15 protein-coding genes are annotated in these 22,628 nt (G+C 64.7%); 6 read left to right on the forward strand and 9 right to left on the reverse strand.

The annotated features are described in order from the left end of the window. Positions 1-273: 273 nt before the first annotated feature. The 3 genes from DFR29_RS26365 (at position 274) to DFR29_RS26375 (ending at position 3,822) form a co-directional block, all read left to right on the forward strand. Complete coding sequence (locus tag DFR29_RS26365; protein ID WP_166654355.1) at positions 274-1,770, forward strand: phospholipid carrier-dependent glycosyltransferase; 1,497 nt, start codon at positions 274-276, stop codon at positions 1,768-1,770. Between the two features lies 1 nt (position 1,771). Then, on the forward strand, positions 1,772-2,347 hold the full coding sequence (locus DFR29_RS26370) for a PA14 domain-containing protein (protein WP_133821639.1): 576 nt from the start codon (positions 1,772-1,774) through the stop codon (positions 2,345-2,347). A gap of 203 nt (positions 2,348-2,550) precedes the next feature. After that, positions 2,551-3,822 (forward strand): trypsin-like serine peptidase, encoded by a 1,272-nt coding sequence (locus tag DFR29_RS26375; RefSeq protein WP_133821640.1) that lies wholly within the window; start codon positions 2,551-2,553, stop codon positions 3,820-3,822. A gap of 239 nt (positions 3,823-4,061) precedes the next feature. On the opposite strand, the gene DFR29_RS26380 is transcribed toward DFR29_RS26375, so the two are convergent. From DFR29_RS26380 to DFR29_RS26415, 7 genes are all read right to left on the reverse strand, one after another. Continuing rightward, a complete protein-coding gene (locus tag DFR29_RS26380) occupies positions 4,062-4,649 on the reverse strand; it encodes a 2OG-Fe(II) oxygenase (protein ID WP_133821641.1) in 588 nt (195 codons plus the stop codon). After that, entirely contained in the window at positions 4,646-5,005 is a 360-nt protein-coding gene (locus DFR29_RS26385; RefSeq protein ID WP_133821642.1) for an MmcQ/YjbR family DNA-binding protein, read from the reverse strand. Before DFR29_RS26385 ends, DFR29_RS26380 begins: the two co-directional genes overlap by 4 nt. A 57-nt stretch (positions 5,006-5,062) precedes the next feature. After that, positions 5,063-5,758: a protein kinase family protein gene (locus DFR29_RS26390; RefSeq protein WP_133821643.1), complete on the reverse strand. Its 696-nt coding sequence runs from the start codon at positions 5,756-5,758 to the stop codon at positions 5,063-5,065. Positions 5,759-6,012: 254 nt separating this feature from the next. After that, positions 6,013-6,384, reverse strand: a complete 372-nt coding sequence (locus tag DFR29_RS26395) for a hypothetical protein (protein WP_133821644.1) — start codon at positions 6,382-6,384, stop codon at positions 6,013-6,015. Between the two features lie 469 nt (positions 6,385-6,853). Beyond that, positions 6,854-11,950, reverse strand: coding sequence for an RHS repeat domain-containing protein (locus DFR29_RS30205; protein WP_133821645.1), 5,097 nt, complete (start codon positions 11,948-11,950; stop codon positions 6,854-6,856). 482 nt (positions 11,951-12,432) lie between these two features. Then, a complete protein-coding gene (locus DFR29_RS26405; protein ID WP_166654356.1) occupies positions 12,433-13,977 on the reverse strand; it encodes a tetratricopeptide repeat-containing sulfotransferase family protein in 1,545 nt (514 codons plus the stop codon). 20 nt (positions 13,978-13,997) lie between these two features. Beyond that, the gene (locus tag DFR29_RS26415) at positions 13,998-15,689 is read right to left on the reverse strand and encodes a choice-of-anchor J domain-containing protein (RefSeq protein ID WP_133821647.1); all 1,692 of its coding nucleotides are present in this window, start codon (positions 15,687-15,689) and stop codon (positions 13,998-14,000) included. A gap of 641 nt (positions 15,690-16,330) precedes the next feature. Here DFR29_RS26415 and DFR29_RS26420 point away from each other — a divergent pair. Continuing rightward, positions 16,331-17,401 carry a serine hydrolase domain-containing protein gene (locus DFR29_RS26420; RefSeq protein WP_425598896.1) on the forward strand — a complete coding sequence of 357 codons (1,071 nt, stop codon included), beginning with the start codon at positions 16,331-16,333 and terminating at the stop codon, positions 17,399-17,401. A 90-nt stretch (positions 17,402-17,491) separates the two neighbouring features. On the opposite strand, the gene DFR29_RS26425 is transcribed toward DFR29_RS26420, so the two are convergent. Both DFR29_RS26425 and DFR29_RS26430 read right to left on the reverse strand, forming a co-directional pair. Further along, on the reverse strand, positions 17,492-17,785 hold the full coding sequence (locus DFR29_RS26425; RefSeq protein ID WP_133821649.1) for a hypothetical protein: 294 nt from the start codon (positions 17,783-17,785) through the stop codon (positions 17,492-17,494). Positions 17,786-17,822: 37 nt separating this feature from the next. Beyond that, positions 17,823-18,788 carry a hypothetical protein gene (locus DFR29_RS26430; RefSeq protein ID WP_133821650.1) on the reverse strand — a complete coding sequence of 322 codons (966 nt, stop codon included), beginning with the start codon at positions 18,786-18,788 and terminating at the stop codon, positions 17,823-17,825. 768 nt (positions 18,789-19,556) lie between these two features. On the opposite strand from DFR29_RS26430, the gene DFR29_RS26435 reads away from it, so the two are divergent. Then, positions 19,557-21,374 carry an amidohydrolase gene (locus DFR29_RS26435; protein WP_166654357.1) on the forward strand — a complete coding sequence of 606 codons (1,818 nt, stop codon included), beginning with the start codon at positions 19,557-19,559 and terminating at the stop codon, positions 21,372-21,374. A 628-nt stretch (positions 21,375-22,002) separates the two neighbouring features. After that, positions 22,003-22,614, forward strand: coding sequence for a hypothetical protein (locus DFR29_RS29820; RefSeq protein WP_208113744.1), 612 nt, complete (start codon positions 22,003-22,005; stop codon positions 22,612-22,614). Positions 22,615-22,628: the final 14 nt, after the last annotated feature.

Here is a 22,628-nt window from a genome sequence, read left to right on the forward strand (position 1 = left end):
AACACCGATTGCGACATCGGACGGTTGCTGGATGCACTTTTCTACAGGCATGGCCTGTCTCATGTCAGCCCTCCCAGACTGCACGAAATCCCGGATCCGTACGGGACGGATTCGTTGCGGCGGCGACGTTGACCGCTTCTGCCACCGGTGTCAATCTGCACTGCAGCGAAATGCAAATGTGCCTCGCCTTGTCCTGCGGGACAGGCGGGCAGCGCCTCTCCCACCGGGTGAAGAATGACGCCAGCAAGCGAAACCGCAGCAGATCGGGCCGCAGTGGCGCCGGCAAAAACGCGCCGGCAGGACTGGCTCGTTGCACTGGTGCTGCTGGCCTTGTCCACAATGAGCATAGGCACGCGCTACTGGCTGCCGGCCTCGCTGTTCTGGGACGAGAACTACCATGTCGCCTCGGCGCAGAAACATATCGACGGCGTCATGTACATGGAATCGCATCCGCCGCTGGGGAAGATGCTGATCGCCCTGGGCGAAGCCGCACTGGCGCGCAACGCGGCGCTCGACACCAGCGCCCTGCTGCGCAGCGACCATGTGCAACAGGTACAGCTGCCGCCAGGCTATTCCTTTGCCGGCGTGCGGCTGGCTTCGGTGCTGGCGATGATTGCCGCCGTCATGCTGCTTTACGCCACGCTGCTGCTGATTACGCGGCAGCGCCTGCTCGCCTTCGTGTTTGCCGCGCTGCCGGCGCTGGACAACGCCCTGGTCGTACACGCGCGCGCCGCCATGCTCGAAGGCATACAGCTCGCCTTCGCACTCGGCGCGATCGGCGTGCTCGCCTTCGCCCTGCGCCGCGGCGGCCGGGTACGGCTTTATCACTACGCCGCGCTGGGCACCCTGGTCGGCCTGAGCATTGCCGTCAAACTCAACGGCGCGGTGCTGCTGACCCTGCCCGTGGCCTTGTTCCTCGCCGAACAATGGCCGGTGCTGAACGAAGCACGCTGGCGCGCCGTGGCGCGGCGACTGTCCCGTGCTGTTCCCGCCTTCTGCCTGCCGGCGCTGCTGGTCTTCTTCGGCAGCTTCTATGTCTTCATTGCCACGGCGACCGAGGTCGTGCCGGGACATACCTACAAGGCCTCGGCCGAATACCTGCAGCACCTGCGCGAGCGCACGACCTGGACAGCAGCCGGATTCCGCGCCGGCCTGCGCGACCATCTGCGCTACATGGCCGAATACGCCGACGGCGTTCCGCGCCTGGATGTCTGCAAGCCTGGCGAGAACGGCAGCGACGCGACGCGCTGGCCGCTGGGTGGCAAGACCATCAACTACCGCTGGAACCGCGAAATGGTGCAAGGCGTGAGCTACGTCGAATACACCTACCTGGTATCCAATCCGGTGGTATGGCTGGGTGTGCTCGGCGCGATGGTGCTGTCGGTCGCGCTGCTGCTCGGGCGCGCGGTGTTCGGCCATGCCGTCGATCCCGCCCGGCGGCGCGACTTCTGCTGGATATTGCTTTTTAGCAGTCTGTACATTGCCTATTTCGCTGCAATCCTGCAGATCGAGCGCGTGATGTACCTCTACCACTATCTGCTGCCGCTGCTGTTCGGCATCGCCAACCTTGCCCTGGTCTGGAACTATCTGTTCGGCGCAGGGCTGGCCCAGGGCCACTGGCATGCGCGCGTCAATCTGCTGCTGTTTCTGCTGCTCGTGGCCGCGGGCTTTGTCTACTTCGCACCGCTGACCTACGGCTGGCCGCTGAGCACCACGCAGATGCAGCAGCGTGCGTGGTTCGATGTGTGGCAGCTGCAGCCGGTGCGCTGAGATGGATAGTCGCCGCCAGGATTGGGCACTCAGCGCACTGCTGCTGACCTGCGGCAGCGTGCTCGCCTGCGCCATGTGGCCGCAGCACGTGGCGCCGGTGCTGCGCCTGAAGCTGGAGCGCAATGCCAGCCCCGTCCTGCACCTGGACCAGGTGCGCCAGGTCATCGAATCGCGCGAGGTATTCGTCGATCGCCTCGATCTGTCGCAGGGCGGACGCCTGCGCCATGTGCAACTCGGCGACATCGGCTACGCCGAGCATTTCTTCCTGAGCCTGCGCAAACGCTTCCGCGTCAACGCGGACGGCGACTATCGCTTCCTCGTCGGCAGCGACGACGGCTTTTCGCTGCGCATCGACAACCGCCCGCTGTGTGCCGACCCGCGGCCACGGGCCATGGTGCCGCTGCAGACCTGTGGCATACGCCTGAATGCCGGCGAACACGAACTCGCCCTCGACTACTTCCAGGGCACAGGCCAGTCCGGCCTGTCGCTGCACTACGGACGGCAGGATCAGGGCCGCAACTTCGGGTTCGGCGAGGATTCGCCGTACTTCCGTTTCGCGCGCGAATCGCGCGACTAAGCGCAGTACAGCGCCCGCCGTCGCCGCGAGGCGGCAAAAATCGACAGGCGCTTTTCCGCGGCCGCCGCGATGCCGGCCGCAAGCCGATCGCTGCCCGCATCACCGTCTTTGCGCTGCCGTGATCCCTGCGCTGCGCTTCTGCGTACGTGTAGTCGACACCGCCGGAAGCACCGGCACTCATCCACGATACGGAGGGTAAGACCATGCAGTTCACGACGATTCGCGCAGCGCTGCTGCTGATGTTGGGTATGGGTTGCGCCGATGCGGCGCTGGCCGCCGGCGGCCGCACGGCCGAGGCGTCGCCGGACGGCGCCGACCTGGTTGTCGACGTCACCGCCGGCTTGCCGGGCGCAAAGGGCTTTACGCAGGAAATCTGGCGCCATGAAGGCACGGCGCGCTTCGCACCGGCCGATGCGAAATCGGCGGAAGCCGCCTGGGCCGAAGGCCGTGGCAGCGACAGCGCCAAAGCCGGCAGCAGCGACGACAAAACCGTAGCCAGCGGCGACCAGTACTGGACCGCGGTCAACGCCCGCACCGGCGCCAAGTATCGCGTCGAGATGCCGCGCGAACTGGCGCATGAACTGCATCGTCTTGCCCTGCAATCGGGCGTCGCCGCGGGCGATACCAAAGGTGCCGGCGATGTGCTCGCCGAGGCCAGTGGTGACGCAGTACTGAAAGGCTGGAGCGACGGCGACGACACGCGTACCCGCCGCTACGACAACACGGCATTCCCGAACCGCGCGCTGGGCCAGATGGGCGGCGGCGAGAAATCCGGCTGCTCCGGCACCCTGGTCGGCCGCCGCCATGTGCTGACGGCCGCGCACTGCCTGTACGACCGCAAGGACGACTACTGGTACCCGCTTTCCGCCACGCGCTTCCGTCCGGGCCGCGAAGGCGGCTGCAGCGGCGAAACCTGCGAGCCCTACGGTGCCCACGACGCGGTGTGGTACTTCACGCCCGATGCGTTCCGCTCCAGCGACAGCGACTGGACGTACGACTACGCGATCATGGTGCTGGGCACCGCACCCGGCGACGAAACCGGCTGGCTGGGCTATGTCGCCCTGGGCGAAGACAGCCTGCGCGACTATTGCGATGCCAACACCTTCAGTGCAGGCCAGTGCTACAACCGCGGCTATCCGGCCTGCGGCCTGTCGAATGCGCCGGTACGCTATGAAACCTGCAAGCAGGGCTGGGCCTATCAGGACGTGAAGCCCTGCAATATCGGCAACTTCGGCAGCAAGGGCAGCGACGGCTGGAATGCGCGCTTCACCACCAACTGCGACCTGTCCGGCGGCCATTCCGGTTCGGCCATCTATACCAACCGCTGGGCCGGTGCCAACAACGTCGTCGTCGGTATCGTCAGCACCCAGGTCTGCACCACTTGCTCGGCACAGGACGACTATCCCAACGGCATCCGCCGCCTGACACCGGATGTGCTCGACGCCATCAGCTACTTCAAGTCCACCTTCCCATAAACCGCAGCTGCACTATTGCTGCCGACAACGAAGCCGGGCGACTGTCGCCCGGCTTCACTTTTTTGCATCGTGGAAACATACATAAGTTGCGGGTCGTCGTACGGCTGCTGCCGCGCCATTACCCCACGCCAGCCACGCCCGGCTCGATGACCGGCGCCTTGCTCGCTATCCGCCGGCATCGGCCGACAGACATGGCGAGACCCCGGCCGCCAGCCGGCGGCCCGCAGAGGCTGGAGCGTTCAGGCAGGTTCCGCCGCATGAAACCAGCCGGCAATGCTGTAGCGCCGGCCATGCGTCACCGGCAGCACTTCATGCGTGGTCTCGGCGCGAAAGGCGAGCAGGCTGCCGGCAGCCGGCGTGTGCCGGCTGGGCGCGGCGGCGCTGCTGTAGTGCGGATGGAAGACCAGCTCGCCGCCGCCGTAGCAGCCCTCCTGCGCCGTCAGCGAGGCATCGTTGAGCAGCAGCACCAGCGAGACACGCCGGCTCAGCGAGGCATCGCGCAGCAGCGGTGTATTGCCGTCCTGGTGGGCGACGAAGAAATCGCCGACTTCGTAGCGCAGGAACTGCGCCGGCTCGCAGCGGCCCAGCGCCTGGCCGAAATACGCCTGCAGCTGCGGCTGCAGGGCGCCCAGCAGCTGCATCGCCTGCGATTGCAGCGCTGCGGGTGGCTGCAGCCGCGCCACGCGGCGTATCTGCGGCGCGACGCGGCCGCCGTAGGCCGGGTCCAGCACGGCCGCCGGCGCGGCCGTTGCATCGTCCAGCGCGTCGCACCAGTGCACGCATTGCTGCGGGGTCAGCAGCGCCGGGATAGGCAGCAGGTCGATCATTCCAGCCCCAGTGCCTGGCGCCGGCGCCGGCTCAGTGCCAGCAGCGCATGCCGGTAGGACCAGTCCACCAGTTCGCGCAGATAGGCCGGCGGAAATTCTTCGACCTTGACGATGGTGATCCAGCGGAAGCGCGCCATGTAGCGCGCCGGCTTCACGCCGGGCATGTCGGTGAGTTCGACGAAACGCTCGCTGCTGACCTTCAGGCTGAAGCGCCAGCGCTCCGGCTCGCTGGTCTTGAACCAGGCGAAATTACGACCGCCGACGGAATACACCAGGATGTTGCTGGGTTCGCCCAGATCCCGCTCCTCGCTCGCGCGCAGACGCCGGCAATAGGCCTGAAGCTGTTGGCGGTTCATTCGGATCGAGTGCAGCCCCGTGGGTCGAGCACCAAGCCTATAACACCTGCGAACCGCTCATGCGGCGCGGGAACCCGTTTGCGCAGCATCGCCTACCGCAGCGGCAAGTTCGACCAGGCAACATTCGGGATCTGACCGGCACGATCCGCCACTTGACGCACTCAGGCCGGCAGCTACAGCCGTCGCGACATGACTGGGCAGACGCGGCGCATCGTGCAGCGCGCGGCGGCGCAGTTCCTCGCGGTCATCCGTGCCGTCGAACGGCCGCTGTCCTGCGCACAGTTCGCACAGCAGCACGCCGAGCGCATAGATGTCGGTCGCCACGCTGGCCGGCTGTCCCAGGAACTGTTCCGGCGCCGCCGTCTGCGGCGAGAGGAAACGCTGCTCGTCGGCCTCGCCGTCGGCACGCGCCGCGTCTAGCGTGGTGGCGATTTCCTCGACCACGGCAAACGCGCCGAAGCGGCGGCCGCGTTCGACCTGCGGCCAGCGCTGCTGGATGGCGCGGCGCACGAGCGGGCCCAGGCCGAGGTCTGCGGTCGTGCTGCGCTCCGTCGACAGCGCGTCGTTGGACCGCAGCAGCGCCTCGACGAATCGCCGCAAGGCCGCGTCGTCGCCGCAGCCCGCGTCGAGCAACGGCGCACGCTTGTCGGGCGGCAGCGCGACCACGGCAGCAAACAGTTCCTTCGCGCGCAGCCAGGCATCGGGCGGCACTGCAGCTGCGGGAGGCGTTGGGGACGGTTGCGGGATAGTCATCGGCTCGTACTGCGCCGCTGTCGCAAGACACCCTGCCGGCGGGCCGCGCCTCGCTGAGGCTGCACGTTTACTACGCCGCCTTGCGTACTGGCAAGGCGCAGGCGGCGACCGGGGAAGCCGCCTGCCCTAGTGGCCTGTAACGGACAAGTCGATAGCAGCTCAGTCGTCCTGGCCGCGCAGGACTTGCTGCTGCCGGCGCAGCGGAAAACCCCTCGGCGCTGGCGGCGGCAGCCGATTCGCCGAGGGTACGGCCGTCAGCCGGATTTCTTGCCCGCTTCCGCGACGATCTGTTCGACCGCGGTGACACATTCGTCATGGCTGATGCGCGTTATATCGGCCACTTTCCACACCTCGTCGACCTTGAACACCACCGCCTGCAGATCGCCGGTGGGCTTGCCGTTGCCGCCCAGCGAATTAACGGTGAGGCAGGCAGCCTTGTGCTTGATTTCCGTATAGGCACCGAACTGCGCCGTGTCGGCGGCGAGCAATTTGGCCAGGACGGCCTTGCGCGCCTCGGGTTCTGCCGAGCTGCATGCACCCAGCAGAACGGCGATGCCACTGACCAGGGCGATGCGGATTGCCTGGCTGGCGTTGCGCGTGAACGGCGTTACTGAAACATCCGGCATGTCTATCTACCCATCCTAGGTTGATTAAAGATTTTGCGGCATTTTTCACAGCCGCCGCCCCGCGAGGGGGGCGCGAGCTTCTCATGGCGCCGGATGGGGCGCAAACGTCCGCAGACCGATGCGGGGAGCTGTATCGCGATGGAGCAAAGCATCGGCAACTGGCGCGACTGGCACCTGCGTCTCCGGCAGGCGATCTTCGGACAGGGGCAGGACCGGCGGCGTAGTGCCACCGGTCCTTCGCAGAAACGCATTGCAGGGCTGTAGCCGTGCAATGCGTGAGTGGAATGAATGCCTGGCGCTTTTTCGCTGCGGCAATGTGGAAAGGAGCCGGCAAATCATTGCCGGCTCCTGGTGCAGACAGTGCGGTCACCCAAGCCCGATCATCTGCAAATCGGCTCGGAAGCGATGGCCGGCTGCCGGCTCGGCACTGCCGTTGCGGCGGTCCTGGCAAACATGGTGCTGAATGAGCCTATTCGCGCAGCTCTGCCGGCAAGGGAGGAACCACGATTCTTTCCTTGGGTACTGCCGGAGCCGGGCCGAACGCGGACCCGAGTTTTTGTTGATTGATCTTGACGGCGAGCCCCAGGAATCCTGTCTTGCCGCCGAACTCGACGTCCTTGCTGATCAGTTTTACCTGATGCCTGCCGTTGGTCTTGGCCGACACCGGACCAAGATTGCCGACAAAACCGCCTTCCCGGCGCTGACGATAATTCCGGTCGGGATTTCCCCCGCCGAACTCGTAGTTGTCGCGCACTTCTGCGGCTTCATAGCCCGCTTCGCGCTTGCCGACGCTGATCACAGCCGACGGGCCTTTTATTTCCTGGAAGAAGGTTCTTTCGTCGGAAAGTGTTCCGTTGAGACCAATCGTGGTGATGCTTGCCTGCTGGATCTTCAGCTTGGCGGCGCTGCCAAGCATGACCTCGAAACCCGGGAAAAGACCCAGCTTGGCTTCGACAGCAATCGCATCGCCGACGGCTCTGACCCTACGCGTCAGATCACCCAGGAAGCCTCCGCCGTTGGCCGGCTTTTCCTGACGGCCATCGGCGTCGACAAACGTATAGGGATTGTTCGCCGCGTAGCGATACCTGTTGAAGTTGGAACCTGTCGCAGTGTCCGCGCTGACGGGATCGACACTCAGGAACCGGCCGACGCCCTGGTCGTAGTAACGCTGCTGCATATACGTCAGCCCCGTAGCACCGTCCATGACATGGCCGCCATAACCGATGCCCGAATAGCCAGGCTGACCGATCACCGCGCCGTAGGGCTCGTAATCGTTCTGCCGGACAACCTGCCCGCTGGTATTGGTAACCGCAACCGGGCTGCCCAGTGCATCCGTGTGGTGGTATTGGGTGGCGATCACCGCATTGCTTGGCCAGTTGTGATCGACAGTGGCGACCAGGCTGCCGGCGAGGTAGATATGCTCGCGCGTCTGCTGGTTCAGATAGTTCGCACCGTCCCAGGAACTGGAGAACAGCATCTGGCCGCCCTGGCTGTATTGCCAGACATTGGCGGCGCCGCTCGGCGCTTCGGACATGACCCGGCGGCCCAGCGCATCGTAGCGATAGCGCTCCTTGCCCGGTACGTTGCGCAGCCGGTTGCCGAAGTCAAAATCGTAGGCCTGGCCGTCTCTGCTTTGCAGATTGCCTTGCGCATCGTAGCCCAGGTTCATCACGGTCGCGCCCAGGCTGTTGCGGATCGAGGTCAAACGGTGGGTCTGCGCATCGTAGACATAGTCGGCATGGTCCTTGACGCCGGCGAGCTTCCACGACTCGATGTTGTCCAGCGCGTCGTAGGTGAAGCGATGCCAGTTGTCGCCACCGAATACGCCGGCACCGACGTCGGTCAGTCGATCCAGATCGTCGTAGACCATGCTGCGGCTGCGCACGCTGTAGGCAGGCCCTTTGGTCACATCCTTGATGCGGTCGATATTGCCGTTGGCATCGTAGTTGTACTCCAGATGCGACACGCCGACGGAGAAGCTGCCCAGCGGCAGCTGGCGCTCGTTCTGCTGCATGAGATAGCTGACGCCGTTGCCATAGGTGAACTGCTTCAGCATGCCATTGGGATGGTACTGGGCGTTGCTGGCGTAGCTGCCGGCCTTGGTCGCCTGCCCCAGCGCGTTGGGCGCGTAGTCGATGCTCAGGCCGGTCGGATAGCTTTGCCAGGCAAGATTGCCGATACCGTCGTAGGAGTAACCGATGTTCCAGATATACCAGCCGGCCTGGTTGACCGATTCGTTGGTGAGCTTGCGCCGCTGGTTGTAGGTATAGCTCGTGGTGACCAGCGCCGCATTGGCGGGTTCGTTGCTCACCGCAGCGCTGGCTGGCAGGCCGTCGGGCGTATACGTCCAGTTCTGGTTGCCGCGGCCGTCGGGGAATACCAGGCTGCTCAGCCGGTTGAGCGCGTCATAGCTGCGCGTGACGCGCCGGCCGGAATCCCAGGCTTCCGCGTGAGTGCAGTTGTCGGCGTCGTACGTGCCACCGCTCAGCCCCGCCGCCGACCAGGCGAGATTCCCGCCCGCGTCGTAGCCCATCACCGTGGCGCCGGACTCGGGCTCGACAATTTTGCACAACTGCGCATTGCCGTCGTAGACATAGCGGCGTTCCTGCCGCTGCGCATGATCGGCGCTGCGCTGCACGACGCGCAAAGGCCAGCCGAAGCGCGCATGGCGCTCGATCTCCACGACCTTGCCCTCGGGCAGGATGCCGCCCAGCGGCAGCGCGTAGTCCGGTTCGCCCCAGGCCATGTAGTTGCTGGTCGTGGCCAGGCCGCGCGGGTTGGTGACGCGCGTGCGCAGGCCGTCGAGGTGCTCGGTCGTCGTGGCCAGTACACCCCACTCGCTGTCGTGCTCGACGCGGATCGTCCGCCCCAGCGCGTCGTAGCTGGTGCGCGAACCGTTGCTCACATCGAGGTAGCTGCCCACGCCGCGCTGCGGATATGACACGAAGCTCGGCCGTCCCAGGGTGTCGTAGCGGCGGACCGTCTGGCTCAGGGTATCGCCGGCGTTGCTGTAGTCGAACACCTCTTCCAGCACCGGCCGCCACATGGCGTCGTAGTAGGTGTAGGCGTGCTTGTTGCCTTCGTAGCGATGCAGGCGCCAATGACCAGCAGGCAGGCCGTGCTCGTCGGATGAGACCTGCTGGAAACCCAGGCTCACCGGGTTCCAGCCTGAGCCGTCGCATACACCGGGCTGGGTTTCCGACGGATAGATGATGCTGGCGATACGTCCCATCGCGTCGTAGGTGTAGCAGGTCCTGGCGCCGATCTCGTCGGTCGCCGAAGCAATCAGGCCGTCGTTGTCGACCACGGCAGAGGCAGTTGCTCCTGCCAGCGCCTCAGGCGTGGGAGGAAAGTGGATCAACTGGGGAATGCCGCGTTTCCAGTTCGACAGCGCGGTGACATTGCCGCCGCCGTCCGCCACCGTGGCCAGCGTGCCGTCGGCACTGTAGGTCAGGGTCTGCTGCAGTTTTCCGAAGCGATAGGATTTCCAGGGCAAGGCCTGCGCGTCGTAGTCGGTCTGGCTGGCGACGAGGCCGGTATCGGCGTTGTACTGACGCTTGATCTGGCCTAGCACCCACTTGCCCAGGTCGTCGTGGTACTCGGTCGCGTCGCTGCGGTTATAGCCCAGCGTATTCGACTGCTGCTGCAGGGTCGGGCGTGCAAAGCCGTCGAAACAGTACACGCCTGTGCCGCAGAGTTTGACTTCGGTCTTGAAGGTCACGCCGCCCTGCAGTGTTTCGCTCGACAGCAGCGGCAGCTGCTTGCCCTGCATGGGATCGGGCGAGAACGCCCAGCCGATCTGCTTTGCAAACGCCTGCGTCGCCGGCGTAGCCGGATCGTAGTAGCGGTATTTCATATCCTTCATCAACGTGCCGGTCGCGCTGATCACCTGCTCGGCAAGCAGCATGCCCTCGTTCTGGCCATAGATCACGCCATGACGCTTGCGCACCTTGTCACCGGAAGGCAGGGTAATTTCCGTCCAGCGGCCTTCGCCGTCGATACAGCCGGATTCGGGGCAGGGGTCCTGGTTGCAGCGGACGCCGGTAATTTCACCGGTCTGGCTGTCGAACTGGTCGCAGTAGGGATAGACATCTTCACCGTAGGCATAGCGGGTCACGCCCGGCAACATGCCAGGCCCGGAAACAGTCCTTTCCTTGAGCGAGAAAACGCCGAAGTAATTCGGAACGCTGATTCGCGCATAACCCGACAGCTCGTAATACTCTTCCGGCGGCGGGTCCATGTCCGGCAGAGTCAACATGTCCAAAAGCACTCCAAAATCCATTTGCCCATTATTGGATTCGAATAGATGCACAAGGGTCGCCCAATCCACGCTATTCGTTCCACGGAACATGCTGTGCAGATTGACGCGCCTCACCTGGTGATCGAAAAAGTCGATGACGCAGCCATAAGGCACTCTGCTGCGGGAGAACGTACGCCCTTCGAAGCCGAAATTCGCCACCGCGCCACTGGGGTGCTTGACGTTGAACGAGAACGTACCACCGTACGCGCTGTCGACGCTGAGACAAAAATTCTCCGGAACAAACGACAGAATATTGAGACCCTCATCGGCTGTCTGGGGGCGTGCCGCAGTGCCGCCCAGCGGAGAATAGGTCCAGGTCGACTGGTCCGGATTGGTTACCGTGGCCAGATGTCCATTCTGCAACCCATAGGTCCAGACCCGGCCATTGGCGCTGGCAGTTATCGTGTTTGTGCCGTGCTGCAGCGTGATCTGGCGTCCATCATTCGCACTGATACCGGTGAGCTTGCCGCTGGTGTATTGATAGTCGACGTAGTTGCCGAACCGGTCTTCGATACGCGACGCCAGCAGGAAAATCCGCTTGCGCGGCATGCTGTATCCCGGCAGGTACTTTGGCCCTTTGCGCAGCGTCTGCAGTTCCCGCTCGACCGGATAGTCGAAGTAATACTTGGTGCCGTCCGTCAGTTTCAGGACGAAGCCTTCGCCGGGATAACCGTTCTTCAGCGTAGCCAGGCAGCTGAGCCTGGCCTGCGACTTCAGGATCCAGGGATAGCTGACGCCATCGGCCGGATCGGTATAGGTATTCGCATCCTTGAGCAGCACCTCGTCGGTGACGCCGGGCACATGAATGTTGTATCCGTGCGAGACCTCGTCGACGCCGAAATTTACGCCTTCGATGACCGGCCGGCCTGCAATGGAGCAGCGCTTGTAGCGATTGGGAGAATTCGACGCAGCGACGGCCCAGCCGTTCAGCTTCGAGAATGTGCCTTCGATAAACGGCACGTCGATGTCCCAGTTGCCGATGCCACCCAATTCTTCCGGCACATAGCGTTGATCGACGACCAGGCGCCTGCCGAGCTGCACAGGCAACGAGTTGTTGCCAGGGATGCTGATGTCGACATTGGTAAACACTGTCCTGCCGGTTGCATCGGACGTCGAGTTGCCGAATGAATCGTCCGTCAGCGCCGACAATTCGTTAGCCGCCCTGATTTTCTTCTGATACTCGTCGGCAGGAACAACCTGTGCCGAGGCCAGCGCCGGCACAAGCAAGAATGTACTGAGCAAACCGATTGCGAATTCCAAACGCATTTCCAATCTCCTGTCTGGGGTGTGGCCGCACCCGCCGCCTTGTTTCTGTCAGGATGAATGCGCGCATCGTCTGCAATCCCGGCAAGCGGGCAGGCATTGGGGCAAAGCATTCGCCGGGCGGTGCTGCTGCGCGAGTCGACACGACTGCGCCATAGCCGGCAACGCCGATGTGACCGGCCACCGTTTTCGTGGTACGAACTGCACGCCGGAGTGGATAGACGGCACACGCTCCCGCACTGGCTCGGAGCGGGAAATACGCAATGGCAACGATCGGTACCGGCAGTGCACCTGCCGCGGAACCGAAGGACAGCGGATCGCCGGTAGAACGGCTACATCGGTCAAACCCGGCCGCTGCGTGGCTGGGCGCTATTCGAGTGCCGAGGGTAAAAAACGCTTACCTGACTTGTTGACGATTATATTTTTCTTCGCCACTCCGGCGAAAAGGCGGCATGAATGTCCGCAGCCTGCGGGACCACGGCGCCCTACCCCTGCAGCCCGCGCCGCAACGGCTCCAGCCAGTGGGCATAGGCCTGCCAACGCCCGATGCTGCCGCGGTTGACGCGGCTGCGCGCCTGCACGGAACTCAGCGTGTTGATGGAGCGTCCGCTCCAGCGCGCCGGATCGACCACGCCCTCGTCCCAGGCCAGGCCGCAGAAATCGAATACGCGGCGCGAGCTGGCCAGTGGGTCGGATACCAGGTCTTCGTAATCGATATCCAGCACGAAGCCCGGATAGGCCGCATGCCAGTGCGTCATCAGATCCTGGTAAAGGCCGTGGTAGTGCACCAGATCGTCCATGTCGTTGGCGTGGGCGACGGCGCCGGAAAAATGTTCGCGCAGATTGGCAAAGCACAGGTCCATGGGGTCGCGGCGCAGATGCAGCACCTTGGCCTCGGGGAATGCGTGGCGGATCGCGCCGATCAACTGAAAATTGTCCGGCGTCTTTTCGCTGACGTAGGCAGCATCGCCTGTCGCGTGGCGGCCTTCGGCCTGGAAGTGCGCACGCACGCCGCGATAGTCCAGATGCGGCAATCGCCGGGCCAGCTCTTCGTCGATCATGGTCGGGCAGTGGTAGTCGGCCGCCTGGCGCAGCGCAGCGCCCAGGCGTTGCGATTCGCCATAGGTGTGCACCGACGCGTGGGCGCCGAGCATGCTTTCCAGCAAGGTGGTGCCGGAGCGATGCAGGCCGACGATAAAGAGGGGAACCTGATCGCCGGCGCGCGGCGGCGCAACAGGTACTGCGATCGGTTGCTTCAGTTGTTCGAACATGCGTTCATGCCGGGCACGATCGTAGGGCACGCGGGCGCGCACCGAGGCGCATGCGGCCGACAGCTCTTGCCAGGCGGCATCTATTTCGCCGAGGTCGTCGAGTTCCTTGAACAACGCGAACTGCAGCAGTTCGCGATCACGCCGGTCCAGCCCCTGCCGTTGCAGGCAGGCGCGCAGTACCGCGACATGATTGGATTCGGCCGTCTGCCGGCGCAGGCGCGATTGCAGCCAATAGCCCATCGCCGACTCCTGCGGCGTGCCGAGTGCGTGCGCCAGATCGGCACTGGCCTGCGCGAACTCGCCGGCGTACTGGTGGATCAGCGCGCGATTGACGCGGCAGACGCCATCGCCGGGCGAGGCCGCCACGGCCGCATCGGCCCACTCGCGTGCCAGCGCATGGGCGCCGACCGCGCTGAGGGCCGCGGCAATGCGTGCCTGCTCGGCGCTGGGCAGCGCGGCACGCTGCGCGTACGCCTGCGCCCACTGCACCAGGGCATCGTGCGCGACGAACAGGCGCAGGCCTTCGACGACTTCCGCAGCAAGTGCCGGCGGCACGGCGCGTTCGCGCACGGCGGCCAGGAAACGCGCCCGCGCGGCGACGTAGTGGCCGCTGACCAATTCGACACGCGCACGCAGCAGTTCCGGTTCGAGATCGTGCGGCGCACTCGCCTGCCAGCTCGCCAGTACAGCCAGGGCCGCATCGAGGCGGCCCTGGCTGACATGGCCGTCGAGACGACGGCGATAGCGTTCGGCATGCATCGCCGGCTACGGCGTTGCGCTTATCGGCGCGGTGCAGCGAGCGCGGCGCGCTCGCCTTGCCGGCGCGTGCTCGGCGAAGCCGTGCCAGCCGCAGGCGCGGCGTTCCGCGCGACCGGCGCGTCGCCGTGCAGTTCGAAATCGTCCTTGAACAGCGACACTTCGCTCAGCAGCGATACGTGCGGCACACGCTGGAAGGTGGGGCCGAAGTACGACAGGTTCTTCCAGTCGCCGGCCGGACTGGTCGGCCAGTTCACCCAGTTGGCCGTATCGACGTAGCGGTTCAGGCTGAGCTGCAACGGCATGGCGCCGCCCGTGCCGGTCGGTTCCACCACGCTGACGAAGTACGTGCCCGGCGCCAGGGTCTGCGGCCCGCCGACGAATTTCACGTCGTATACGCCGCCCCGGTACGAACTGACGATCGCCTCGGTGGTGGCGATAAGGCCTGCCGGCTTGCCGGTGCCGTCGGTCGCGCGCAGATTCGCCACGACGTTCTGTCCCGGCCAGGAAGAGGGCGGATCGGGCGGCGCCGGATCGGTCACCGTGCCCAGGCCGAAGCGGATGCCTTCGAACGACGCAGTCTGGCCCAAGGTGTACGACGTACCCAGCTCGCCGCCGTTGCCGGCACCGATGCCCAGCGTGCCGGTAACGGCGCCTTCGTGGCGGCTCCACTCGTTGCCGCCGATCGTGGTCAGGCTGGCCTGCAGCAGATTGTTGGCCGGATCGTTGTCCGCGGCGTTCTGGTCCGAGGTGACGGCATAGCTCACGCTCCAGGTGCCCGCCGTGCCCAGCGCGAACGCGGGCGTGAAGGCAATGTTCGCGGTGGCGCCCGGCGCCAGCGACGGCGCGCCGGATGCGGTCAGCGGCGAACCCTGCGGCGAACCGTTGAGTGCCGGCTGGGCGCTGCCCGCCACTGTGGTGAACGTCGTGGTGCCGATGTTGGACGCCACGACCTTGAAGTTCGCATCGACGCTGATTCCCGCCGGCACGCGCGGATAGTCCACGGCGAAGCCGGTTGCCGCCACGGCAGCCAGATCGGTCGTCGTGCTGATCACCTTGATGTCGTCGACGACGAGCAGGAACTTGTCGTTCGCGTTGTTGCGGAAGCCGATATAGATCGTCTGATTGGCGTAAGGCAGAAGATCCACGGTGTGGCTGGTCCAGACCGCCGCCTCGCCGGGCGTGGAAAACACCACGGTACTGTTGGTGATCTGGTTGCCGATCGTGCCGGTGCCGCCCGTGGGCACGGTCGGCGCGGCCATCACGCGCACTTCGTAGCCGTCGAGGTAGAGCGCGTCGTAGTTCTTGGCGCGCCAGGACAGTGCGCCGCCGCTGGCCGGGATCGGACCGATCGCCGGCGTCCACATCCAGTCGTTCGCGGCACCGGCCGGGGCGTACCACGAGGTGCTGAATGCCACGCAGTTGTTGACGTCCAAACCGTCGCCACCGAAGTCCTCGCGCACTTCCCACGCCTCGTTGACGTAAGAAACGTTCGCCGCCGGTGTGCGGTTGTCGACATTGCGCAGCAGCCAGCCGGCCGGAAACGGATAAGTACCTGGACCGCCCGGACCCGAGCAACGCAGCACCGGCTGCTGGGTATCCGGATCGATACGGGTCTGGAAATCTTCGAGGAACAACGTGGCCGCCATCGACGACGACGAGAGTACGAGAGCAACAGCCGCAGCCAAGGCATGACGGCGCAACGATGTGGACATGAGATCCCCTGAAAATGAAGTGACGAACGTAGCAATCGACGCCTGCGCATGAGTCCGCGCCTGTTCCCTGCCAGCCCGTAAACGGCCACAGCAGGGACGAGCGGACCATTACGTCCGACGAGGACCATAGCAAAAAACACGGCGCCGCCGTATCGGACAAAAGACCTGATTCGCCATCGACGGGCGCAGAACATGCGCAGAAACGGCGATTCTCGCGGCGTTCGCCGCAGCGACTGCCGCCTGCTGCGGCAGACCCACCGAACATCCAAGCGCAGAGTCGTGTCTGCAGCAATCATTCGTTCCGTTCGATGAGCTGTCGATCTGGCGCAGAAGACGCACTTCGATGCCGTGACGTCCTACGCGATGGCCTGCGCCATGCGATCGACCGGCAGTGCCGTGGCGGTCCGATGCAATAGCCAGCAAACCGCGGCGCCTCATCGCGCATCGAAGCGAAGGCGCCGACCGATCCGGCGCTAGCGGCTGCGCGCGTCGACGTCGACGGGAAACCGATCCATCGATCGCCGGCAGGCATCTCCTGGCGCGCAGCAACCGTCAACCACCCTGTCAATGGCGAGTTCGCCGGAGGAAGATTCATGCTGTCTGGAAAGTACCGCGCCACCGCGTTCGTCGTTGCGGCCTTGCTGCTGATTCCCGGCCTTTGCAGCGCGGCCGGCGACGTCGATGCCGCGAACGAACACACCCGGCAATTCGTCCGGCAGACGATGAAAGAGCAGCGCATACCAGGCCTGCAGATCGCCATCGTCAAGGACGCGCAGATCGTACTGTCGGAAAGCTATGGCCTGGCCAATGTCGAAGACCGCATCGCGACCAGCAAGACCACGCTGTTTCCCATCAATTCCGCCACCAAGTCATTCGCCGGCGTTGCCCTGATGCAGCTGGCCGAAGCCGGCCTGGTCGATCTCGATGCGCCGGTCTCGCGCTACCTGGACGATCTGCCCGAGGCATGGCGCGCGGTGCGGGTGCGCCAGTTGCTGGCGCATACCTCAGGACTTCCCGACATCGTCGGCGCGCAAGGCTTGATCGGCGGCGGCGGCGAAGCCGAAGCGTGGAAGGCGGTGAAGGCACTGCCCATGGATGCGCCCATCGGCGAGCGCTTCGCTTACAACCAGACCAACTATGCCTTGCTGGGCCAGATCATCGCCCGGCAGAGCAAGATGCCGCACGAGCGTTTTTTCGCCGAGCGCCAGTTCGCGCCGGCCGGCATGCACACCGCGACGTTCGGCGACGGCTATGACCTGGTCGCGAATGCTGCCTCGGTTTATATCTATTCCCGCTCCCGCCCGCTGGCAGCCGGCGACGGCGACCGCCTGGTGCATTGGTTCGACGATCTGCCAGGCGGCCTGCGCGCCGGCAGCGCGATGAAAACCACTGCCGACGAAATCGCGCACTGGCTGGTCGCACTGGACCAGGGCCGGCTGATCAGCACGGACAATGTCCAACGCATGTGGACATCGGAAAAGCTCAACAGCGGCGAGGACGCGGGCTGGGCCGCCGGGTGGCCGGTACTCGACACCACGCCCGGCAAGCGGCAGGTTGCCGGCATCGGCGGCGGCCGTTCCGCCTTCGTGGTGTTTCCCGACGACGGCCTCGCGGTCGTCGTGCTGACCAATCTGGTGGGATCGAACCCGCAGCGCTTCATTCCCAGCATCGCGGCATTCTACCGGACGGCGCAGAAGATTCCCGCACCGTAAGCCGTCTTTGGTTTTGCATCGAGCGGCCGAAACCGCGACGGAACCGCGACAAGGCGGCACCGTTCCGACACTCGGGCGCGTGGGCAGGCTTCAGCGATACAACTCGACCACGCTCATCGTACCGCCGACCAGCATCACGCCATTCCACTGCAAGGTCTTGCCCGCAGGCGGCGCATCGCCTTGCAGGGTCAGCACAGGTTCGGCGGGGATGTGGTCGTCCACTTCGACAAAGGTCGCCATGTTCTTCGGCGTACCCGGCTTGTTCGAGGTCTTCAGCACCGTCACCTTGTTTTCCACAAATTTGGAACCGCCGGCTTCTTCGTCGGCGATCAGCGAGGCGATGGCGGCTACGGCGAGATTGGTCGGAATCGTGCGGTAGTACATGGCAATCTCCGTCAGAGGATGCGGCGGCGCAACGCGATCACGGGCTGCAGTCGACCAGCACGCCGGCCCTGGCCAGCGCGGCATTGATGCTGGCCACGCCCTCGGGCGTCGCATCGCGATTGAGCTGGCGGATGCGCTCGGCGATCTTGTCCGCATCGGTTTTCTCATCGGCCGGGACATCGATCTTCAACGCGGCCGCCGCGGTCAGCAGATTGGCCGCCGTGCGCTTGGCATTGCTGGCGAACAGGCTGCGCGTCGAGCAGGCCTTGCTGCCGCGCACACCGGGCGGCAGCGGAATGATGTCGCGGATCTGGCCTTCGGAAAGCTGCTGCGCTTCCTTGGCCGTGGCCTGTACGTAGCCGATGGCGGCGAGCAGGCTTCCGGCACGCTCGTAGGCAATCAGGTCGGCATAGGCGTCGCTGGCGGTGTATTCGGCCATGTCCTGATTCATGCCGCGCACTATCGTCAGGCGCACGGTGGCGCGGTTGGCGTCCATCGCCGATACCAGCGCCAGCACGGTCTGTTCGTAGTACAGCGTCTGGTCGACGATGGCACTGCCACCCGCCAGCAGCGTGCCGGCGGCGGCGTAGTTGGTTTTCGCCGCAACGCCGTCGGTCAGCGTGCCGGCCACGCCCAGGGCGAGACCGGCCAGGCCGGTGGCCAGATCGGTCAGCGTCTTTTCCTCGCGCAGGCCGTTGATGTAGGTGACATAGGCCTGGTCGATCATCATCAGGCGGCGATCGAGCAGAGCATTGCGCTGCTCGGGACTGGCCGCCGCCAGCAGTTCCTGGCCCGCCGCCGGCAGGCTGCTGGGCGTGCCCAGCGCCGCCTGGTTCAGCGTGCTGTGCGGCCCGCCGCGGATGGAATGGCCGCAGCCGGCCAGAATCCCGGCCAGCACCAGCAGCAGCGCAGACTGAAAAACACGCGCGCTCCAGTATCCGGCCCGTCGTGACCAGGCGTAGCAGCGCTGCTCGGCGGCGTGCGAAAGCAATCGATTTTGCATGGCTGGCTCCTGAGTGACAGACCGGCGGCGTAGGCAATGCGGGGGTCTGCGCCTGCTCCACGCAGCCGGGCCGGCCGCGCCGGCCCGTCACCGTGCCGGACGATGCCGGGGTGCCGGACTACAGTGCTGGCCTTGCAGGCTGCGGCAGTTCCCCCTGCCCATGAAAACAGTATGCGGACGAAGAATAACTGCTCGGGTAGACAAAGCTACTTTCATCGAAAAATATTTTTACGATGGCCTGCGGTGCGGGCCATTGCAGCCGGAAGTTCGTGCGCACGCCGGCACCGCGCAGGACAGGCGCACAAAATCGCTCGCCGCCCTGGGCGCCGGCCGACCCGCCGGTTGCCCGGCCCGCGACTGCCGCCGAACGGGTGCGCTGGGGCGCGCGAACCAGCGCGGGCTCGCCCTACCCTGCTCCGCGCGACAGCGGGAAAACGCGCTGAATCGGCGTACTGCCGCATCGCTGCCGCAGCGTCGCGGCAGGTGCCCGGGGCAGAAACAACCCCCTCGATCATTAGCAATTTGTACATTAACGTTCATAATACACTGCAACGTGCGCACAGCCGCGGTACTTCCGGCCGGCCACTACATATCGAGACCGCGATAGGAGGCAACCTCGAATTCCGCTTGGTCTGCAAAATGGTGCCTATTGCCCAGACTTCCCTGCTGCATGCCTTGCCGGCCCGGCTGCATGCCGTCGCCGTTCGTCATCGCCACAGGTGCACCCCGCACCTGTGCCTGCCTACCCGAACCGAAGGACTTGCCGCAATGCGAATCGCTGCTCTGTTCGTTGCCGTCCTGACAACCGCCGCCATGCCGCCGGCGGGAAATTCTGCACCTGCCACGACCATCTACAGCGGCGGCAAAATCGTCACGATGAATCCGGCGCAGCCGAGCGCGGAGGCCGTCGTCGTGCAGGATGGGCGCATCGTCGCCGTCGGCTCGGCCGCCGATGCCAGACGCGATCATGCGGATGCGGAACTCGTCGACCTGGCCGGCAAGACCTTGCTGCCGGGCTTTATCGACGGCCACAGCCATTTTTCCCAGGCCGCCATCAGCCTGTCCTGGGTGAATGTGTCGCCACCGCCGATCAGCAGCGGCGCAGACGCAAAAAGCGTAGTCGATCTGCTGAAGAACAGCGCCGCCTACAAAGCCGTGCTGGCCGCCCGCGCAGCCGGCAACGCCAACGCGATACTGATGGGCTTCGGCTACGACGACTCCATCGCCAGCATGCCCTGCTACGACAGTTCGTCGACGCCATGCCGGCGCGGACTGACCCACGACGACCTCGACGCCGCCTTTGCCGATATCCCGGTGATTCTCGTACATGTCTCCATGCACGGCGGACTGCTGAACAAGGCGGCACTGACCACTTCGTTCGGCGGCAAGCCGGCGATTGGACTCGCGCCCACCAGCCCGCTGTATGCCGATTCGCAGCGCAAACCGGCGCCCAACGACAAGGAGCTGGTCGGCATCCTGATGGAAACACCCTGGCTGGCGCTGGTTTCCAGCCTTCCGCCAATTACGCAGGACGCCTTCAGCGCCAGCCTGGACGGTGCCCAGCAGCTGTATGCCAGCTACGGCTATACCACGCTGCACGACTCGCCTATCGACCCGAATATCCTGCCGCTGTACTTCGTTGCGGCCGGCCAGAAAAAGCTCTATCTGGACCTGGTGGGCTACAGCGACCCGGTCACGTTCTTTCAACCGGCCATTCTGCAGACCGATTTCCGCGGGCCCTACGCCAACCATTTCCGGCTGGCGGGCGTAAAGACCATCGTCGACGGATCGCCGCAGGCGCGCACCGCGCTGTTCCAGCAGCCTTATGTCGGCACCGGCCCATCCGGCCTGCCGTTCTGGCGCGGCAATCCGCCGAGTACCAACCAGCAGGAATTGAGCGTGCTGCTGTCCACCGCCTACCAGCACAAGGCGCAGGTGCTGGCCCACATCAACGGCGACGCCGCCGTGGAAATGCTGCTGATCGCCCATCGCGACGCCGGCGCGCCCAAGGGCATGCGCACCACGCCGATCCATGCGCAATTCGTCAATCCCGCGCAACTGGCGCAGTTTGCCGAATACGAATTCACACCCTCGTTCTTCACCGCCCACGCCTACTACTGGGGCGACATCCACCGCATCAATCTCGGCAGCAAACGCGCCGATTTTCTCAGTCCGATGAAATCGGGCAACCGCCTCGGACTGCACATGACCAACCACAGCGACTTCATCGTCACGCCGCCGGATCCGCTGTTCATCCTGTGGAGTTCGCTGCGACGGGTTTCGCGCAGCGGCGCCGTAATCGGAGCGAGCGAACGGCTGACGCCGGCCGAAGGACTCAAAGCCCTAACCGCCGACGGCGCCTATCAGTATTTCGAGGAAACGACCAAGGGCACGCTGGCACCCGGCAAAGTCGCCGACTTCGTCATCCTCGACGGCAACCCGCTGGAAATGGCCGACCGGCCCGACGACATCCTGCGCATCGCCGTGCTGCAGACCGTCAAGGACGGCAAGACGGTGTTCACCTGCGCTACGCCGTGTGCGCCGCGGCGCGCAGTCGATCTGATTCTGGCGGGAATGAAAAAGTAGCTATTGACACTCGTTGGAAACAGCACATCACCGAATTGCAGCGGCAAGTGATGGCAGTGGCCGGGAGAGTGATCTCCCGGCCATTGCGGGAAACAGCAGCCTGCGATGGCGATATACCGCCAGGGTTGCGACGACGGAGAACCAAGCACTCCGCATACCCGACCGCACGTTCTGGCAGACGGCATTTTCTGGGTGCCGAAGTCATTGCCAATTGCCATACCCCGCCTGGAACGTTTTCGAGATCCGTTGTGATCACGCGAACGTATTGCCGTCGGGATGCGCGCATGCGCGCGTTGCGTTCCTGGCGGCGGCAGACAATACCGCATTGATTACTTTAGCCACTATTGTGCCTATCGCGGTTTGTCATGACTGGGCTGCAAATGCCCGCACCGGCGTCTCTATGATGCCGCCCATCGGCCATTGATCGCCGCTTCGCCGTATCTGCGCCACGGATTTGCGGCATCACTCGCGCGCCGACCTCGCCTCGCCACCGCTGTGCCGTCGGATAGCGGTCGGAGACGCTCGCACGACGAGGGCCGAGCCTGCCCGGCGCAGGGCGAGCGGCATCTGCAATCGCTCGCCAGATCCCCCTCCAACATCGACAAAACAGAAATTTTAGGAATTTGCTGTGGAACACACTGGAAAAAACTCGTTGCAAGATCTCAGTAGCATCGGCCGCGAAATCGGCACCGGCCGATTGCGCAGCGTGGCAACGGCAGTACGCGCCGTAATCGCCTTGGCTGCTGTGTTTGGCGCATCCAGCGCCATGGCCCAAGGCGGCATTTGCCTTAGCGACTGCGGCGATAGCTATCCGGGCGGCTGGGACATTTATGGCGGCGGAGGCGCAGGTGGCGGCACCGGCGGTATTGGCGGTGGCGATCCCTGCGGATGGGGTGGCTGCGGTGGCGGCGACGGTCCGTCGGACCAAGGAGGCGGCTACGGTCCCGACCTCATGCCGGTAGGCGGCGTCGTGCATTCCGTAGACAATAACCAGTACAGCCAGAATCCGGCCACTTGCCAATCCACGCCGGACGAACGCATGACCCACGCATCGCAGGACATCGCGCTCTACTACTCCGAACATCAGTTCAGTGTGCGCATCGGACACATCATGGAGGTCGAGTACGACGACGGCAGCAAGGAGCGATACATCCTCACGTCGCGTCCCAATTCGACCATGGGCGAGATATGGCTGGAACGCGTTCCCGGCAGCATGAGCGGCTGCTCCACCGGCGCCTGATGCGCTTCCTGCCC

Source organism: Tahibacter aquaticus (genome assembly GCF_004363655.1).
GTDB classification, from domain to species: Bacteria; Pseudomonadota; Gammaproteobacteria; order Xanthomonadales; family Rhodanobacteraceae; genus Tahibacter; species Tahibacter aquaticus.

Excerpts from the sequence above, each read along its gene's own strand:
- DFR29_RS26370 (WP_133821639.1), top strand. The coding sequence starts at position 1,772 with ATGGATAGTCGCCGCCAGGATTGGGCACTCAGCGCACTGCTGCTGACC.
- DFR29_RS26375 (WP_133821640.1), top strand. The coding sequence starts at position 2,551 with ATGCAGTTCACGACGATTCGCGCAGCGCTGCTGCTGATGTTGGGTATG.
- DFR29_RS26380 (WP_133821641.1), bottom strand. The coding sequence starts at position 4,649 with ATGATCGACCTGCTGCCTATCCCGGCGCTGCTGACCCCGCAGCAATGC.
- DFR29_RS26385 (WP_133821642.1), bottom strand. The coding sequence starts at position 5,005 with ATGAACCGCCAACAGCTTCAGGCCTATTGCCGGCGTCTGCGCGCGAGC.
- DFR29_RS26390 (WP_133821643.1), bottom strand. The coding sequence starts at position 5,758 with ATGACTATCCCGCAACCGTCCCCAACGCCTCCCGCAGCTGCAGTGCCG.
- DFR29_RS26395 (WP_133821644.1), bottom strand. The coding sequence starts at position 6,384 with ATGCCGGATGTTTCAGTAACGCCGTTCACGCGCAACGCCAGCCAGGCA.
- DFR29_RS30205 (WP_133821645.1), bottom strand. The coding sequence starts at position 11,950 with ATGCGTTTGGAATTCGCAATCGGTTTGCTCAGTACATTCTTGCTTGTG.
- DFR29_RS26405 (WP_166654356.1), bottom strand. The coding sequence starts at position 13,977 with ATGCATGCCGAACGCTATCGCCGTCGTCTCGACGGCCATGTCAGCCAG.
- DFR29_RS26415 (WP_133821647.1), bottom strand. The coding sequence starts at position 15,689 with ATGTCCACATCGTTGCGCCGTCATGCCTTGGCTGCGGCTGTTGCTCTC.
- DFR29_RS26425 (WP_133821649.1), bottom strand. The coding sequence starts at position 17,785 with ATGTACTACCGCACGATTCCGACCAATCTCGCCGTAGCCGCCATCGCC.
- DFR29_RS26430 (WP_133821650.1), bottom strand. The coding sequence starts at position 18,788 with ATGCAAAATCGATTGCTTTCGCACGCCGCCGAGCAGCGCTGCTACGCC.
- DFR29_RS26435 (WP_166654357.1), top strand. The coding sequence starts at position 19,557 with ATGCGAATCGCTGCTCTGTTCGTTGCCGTCCTGACAACCGCCGCCATG.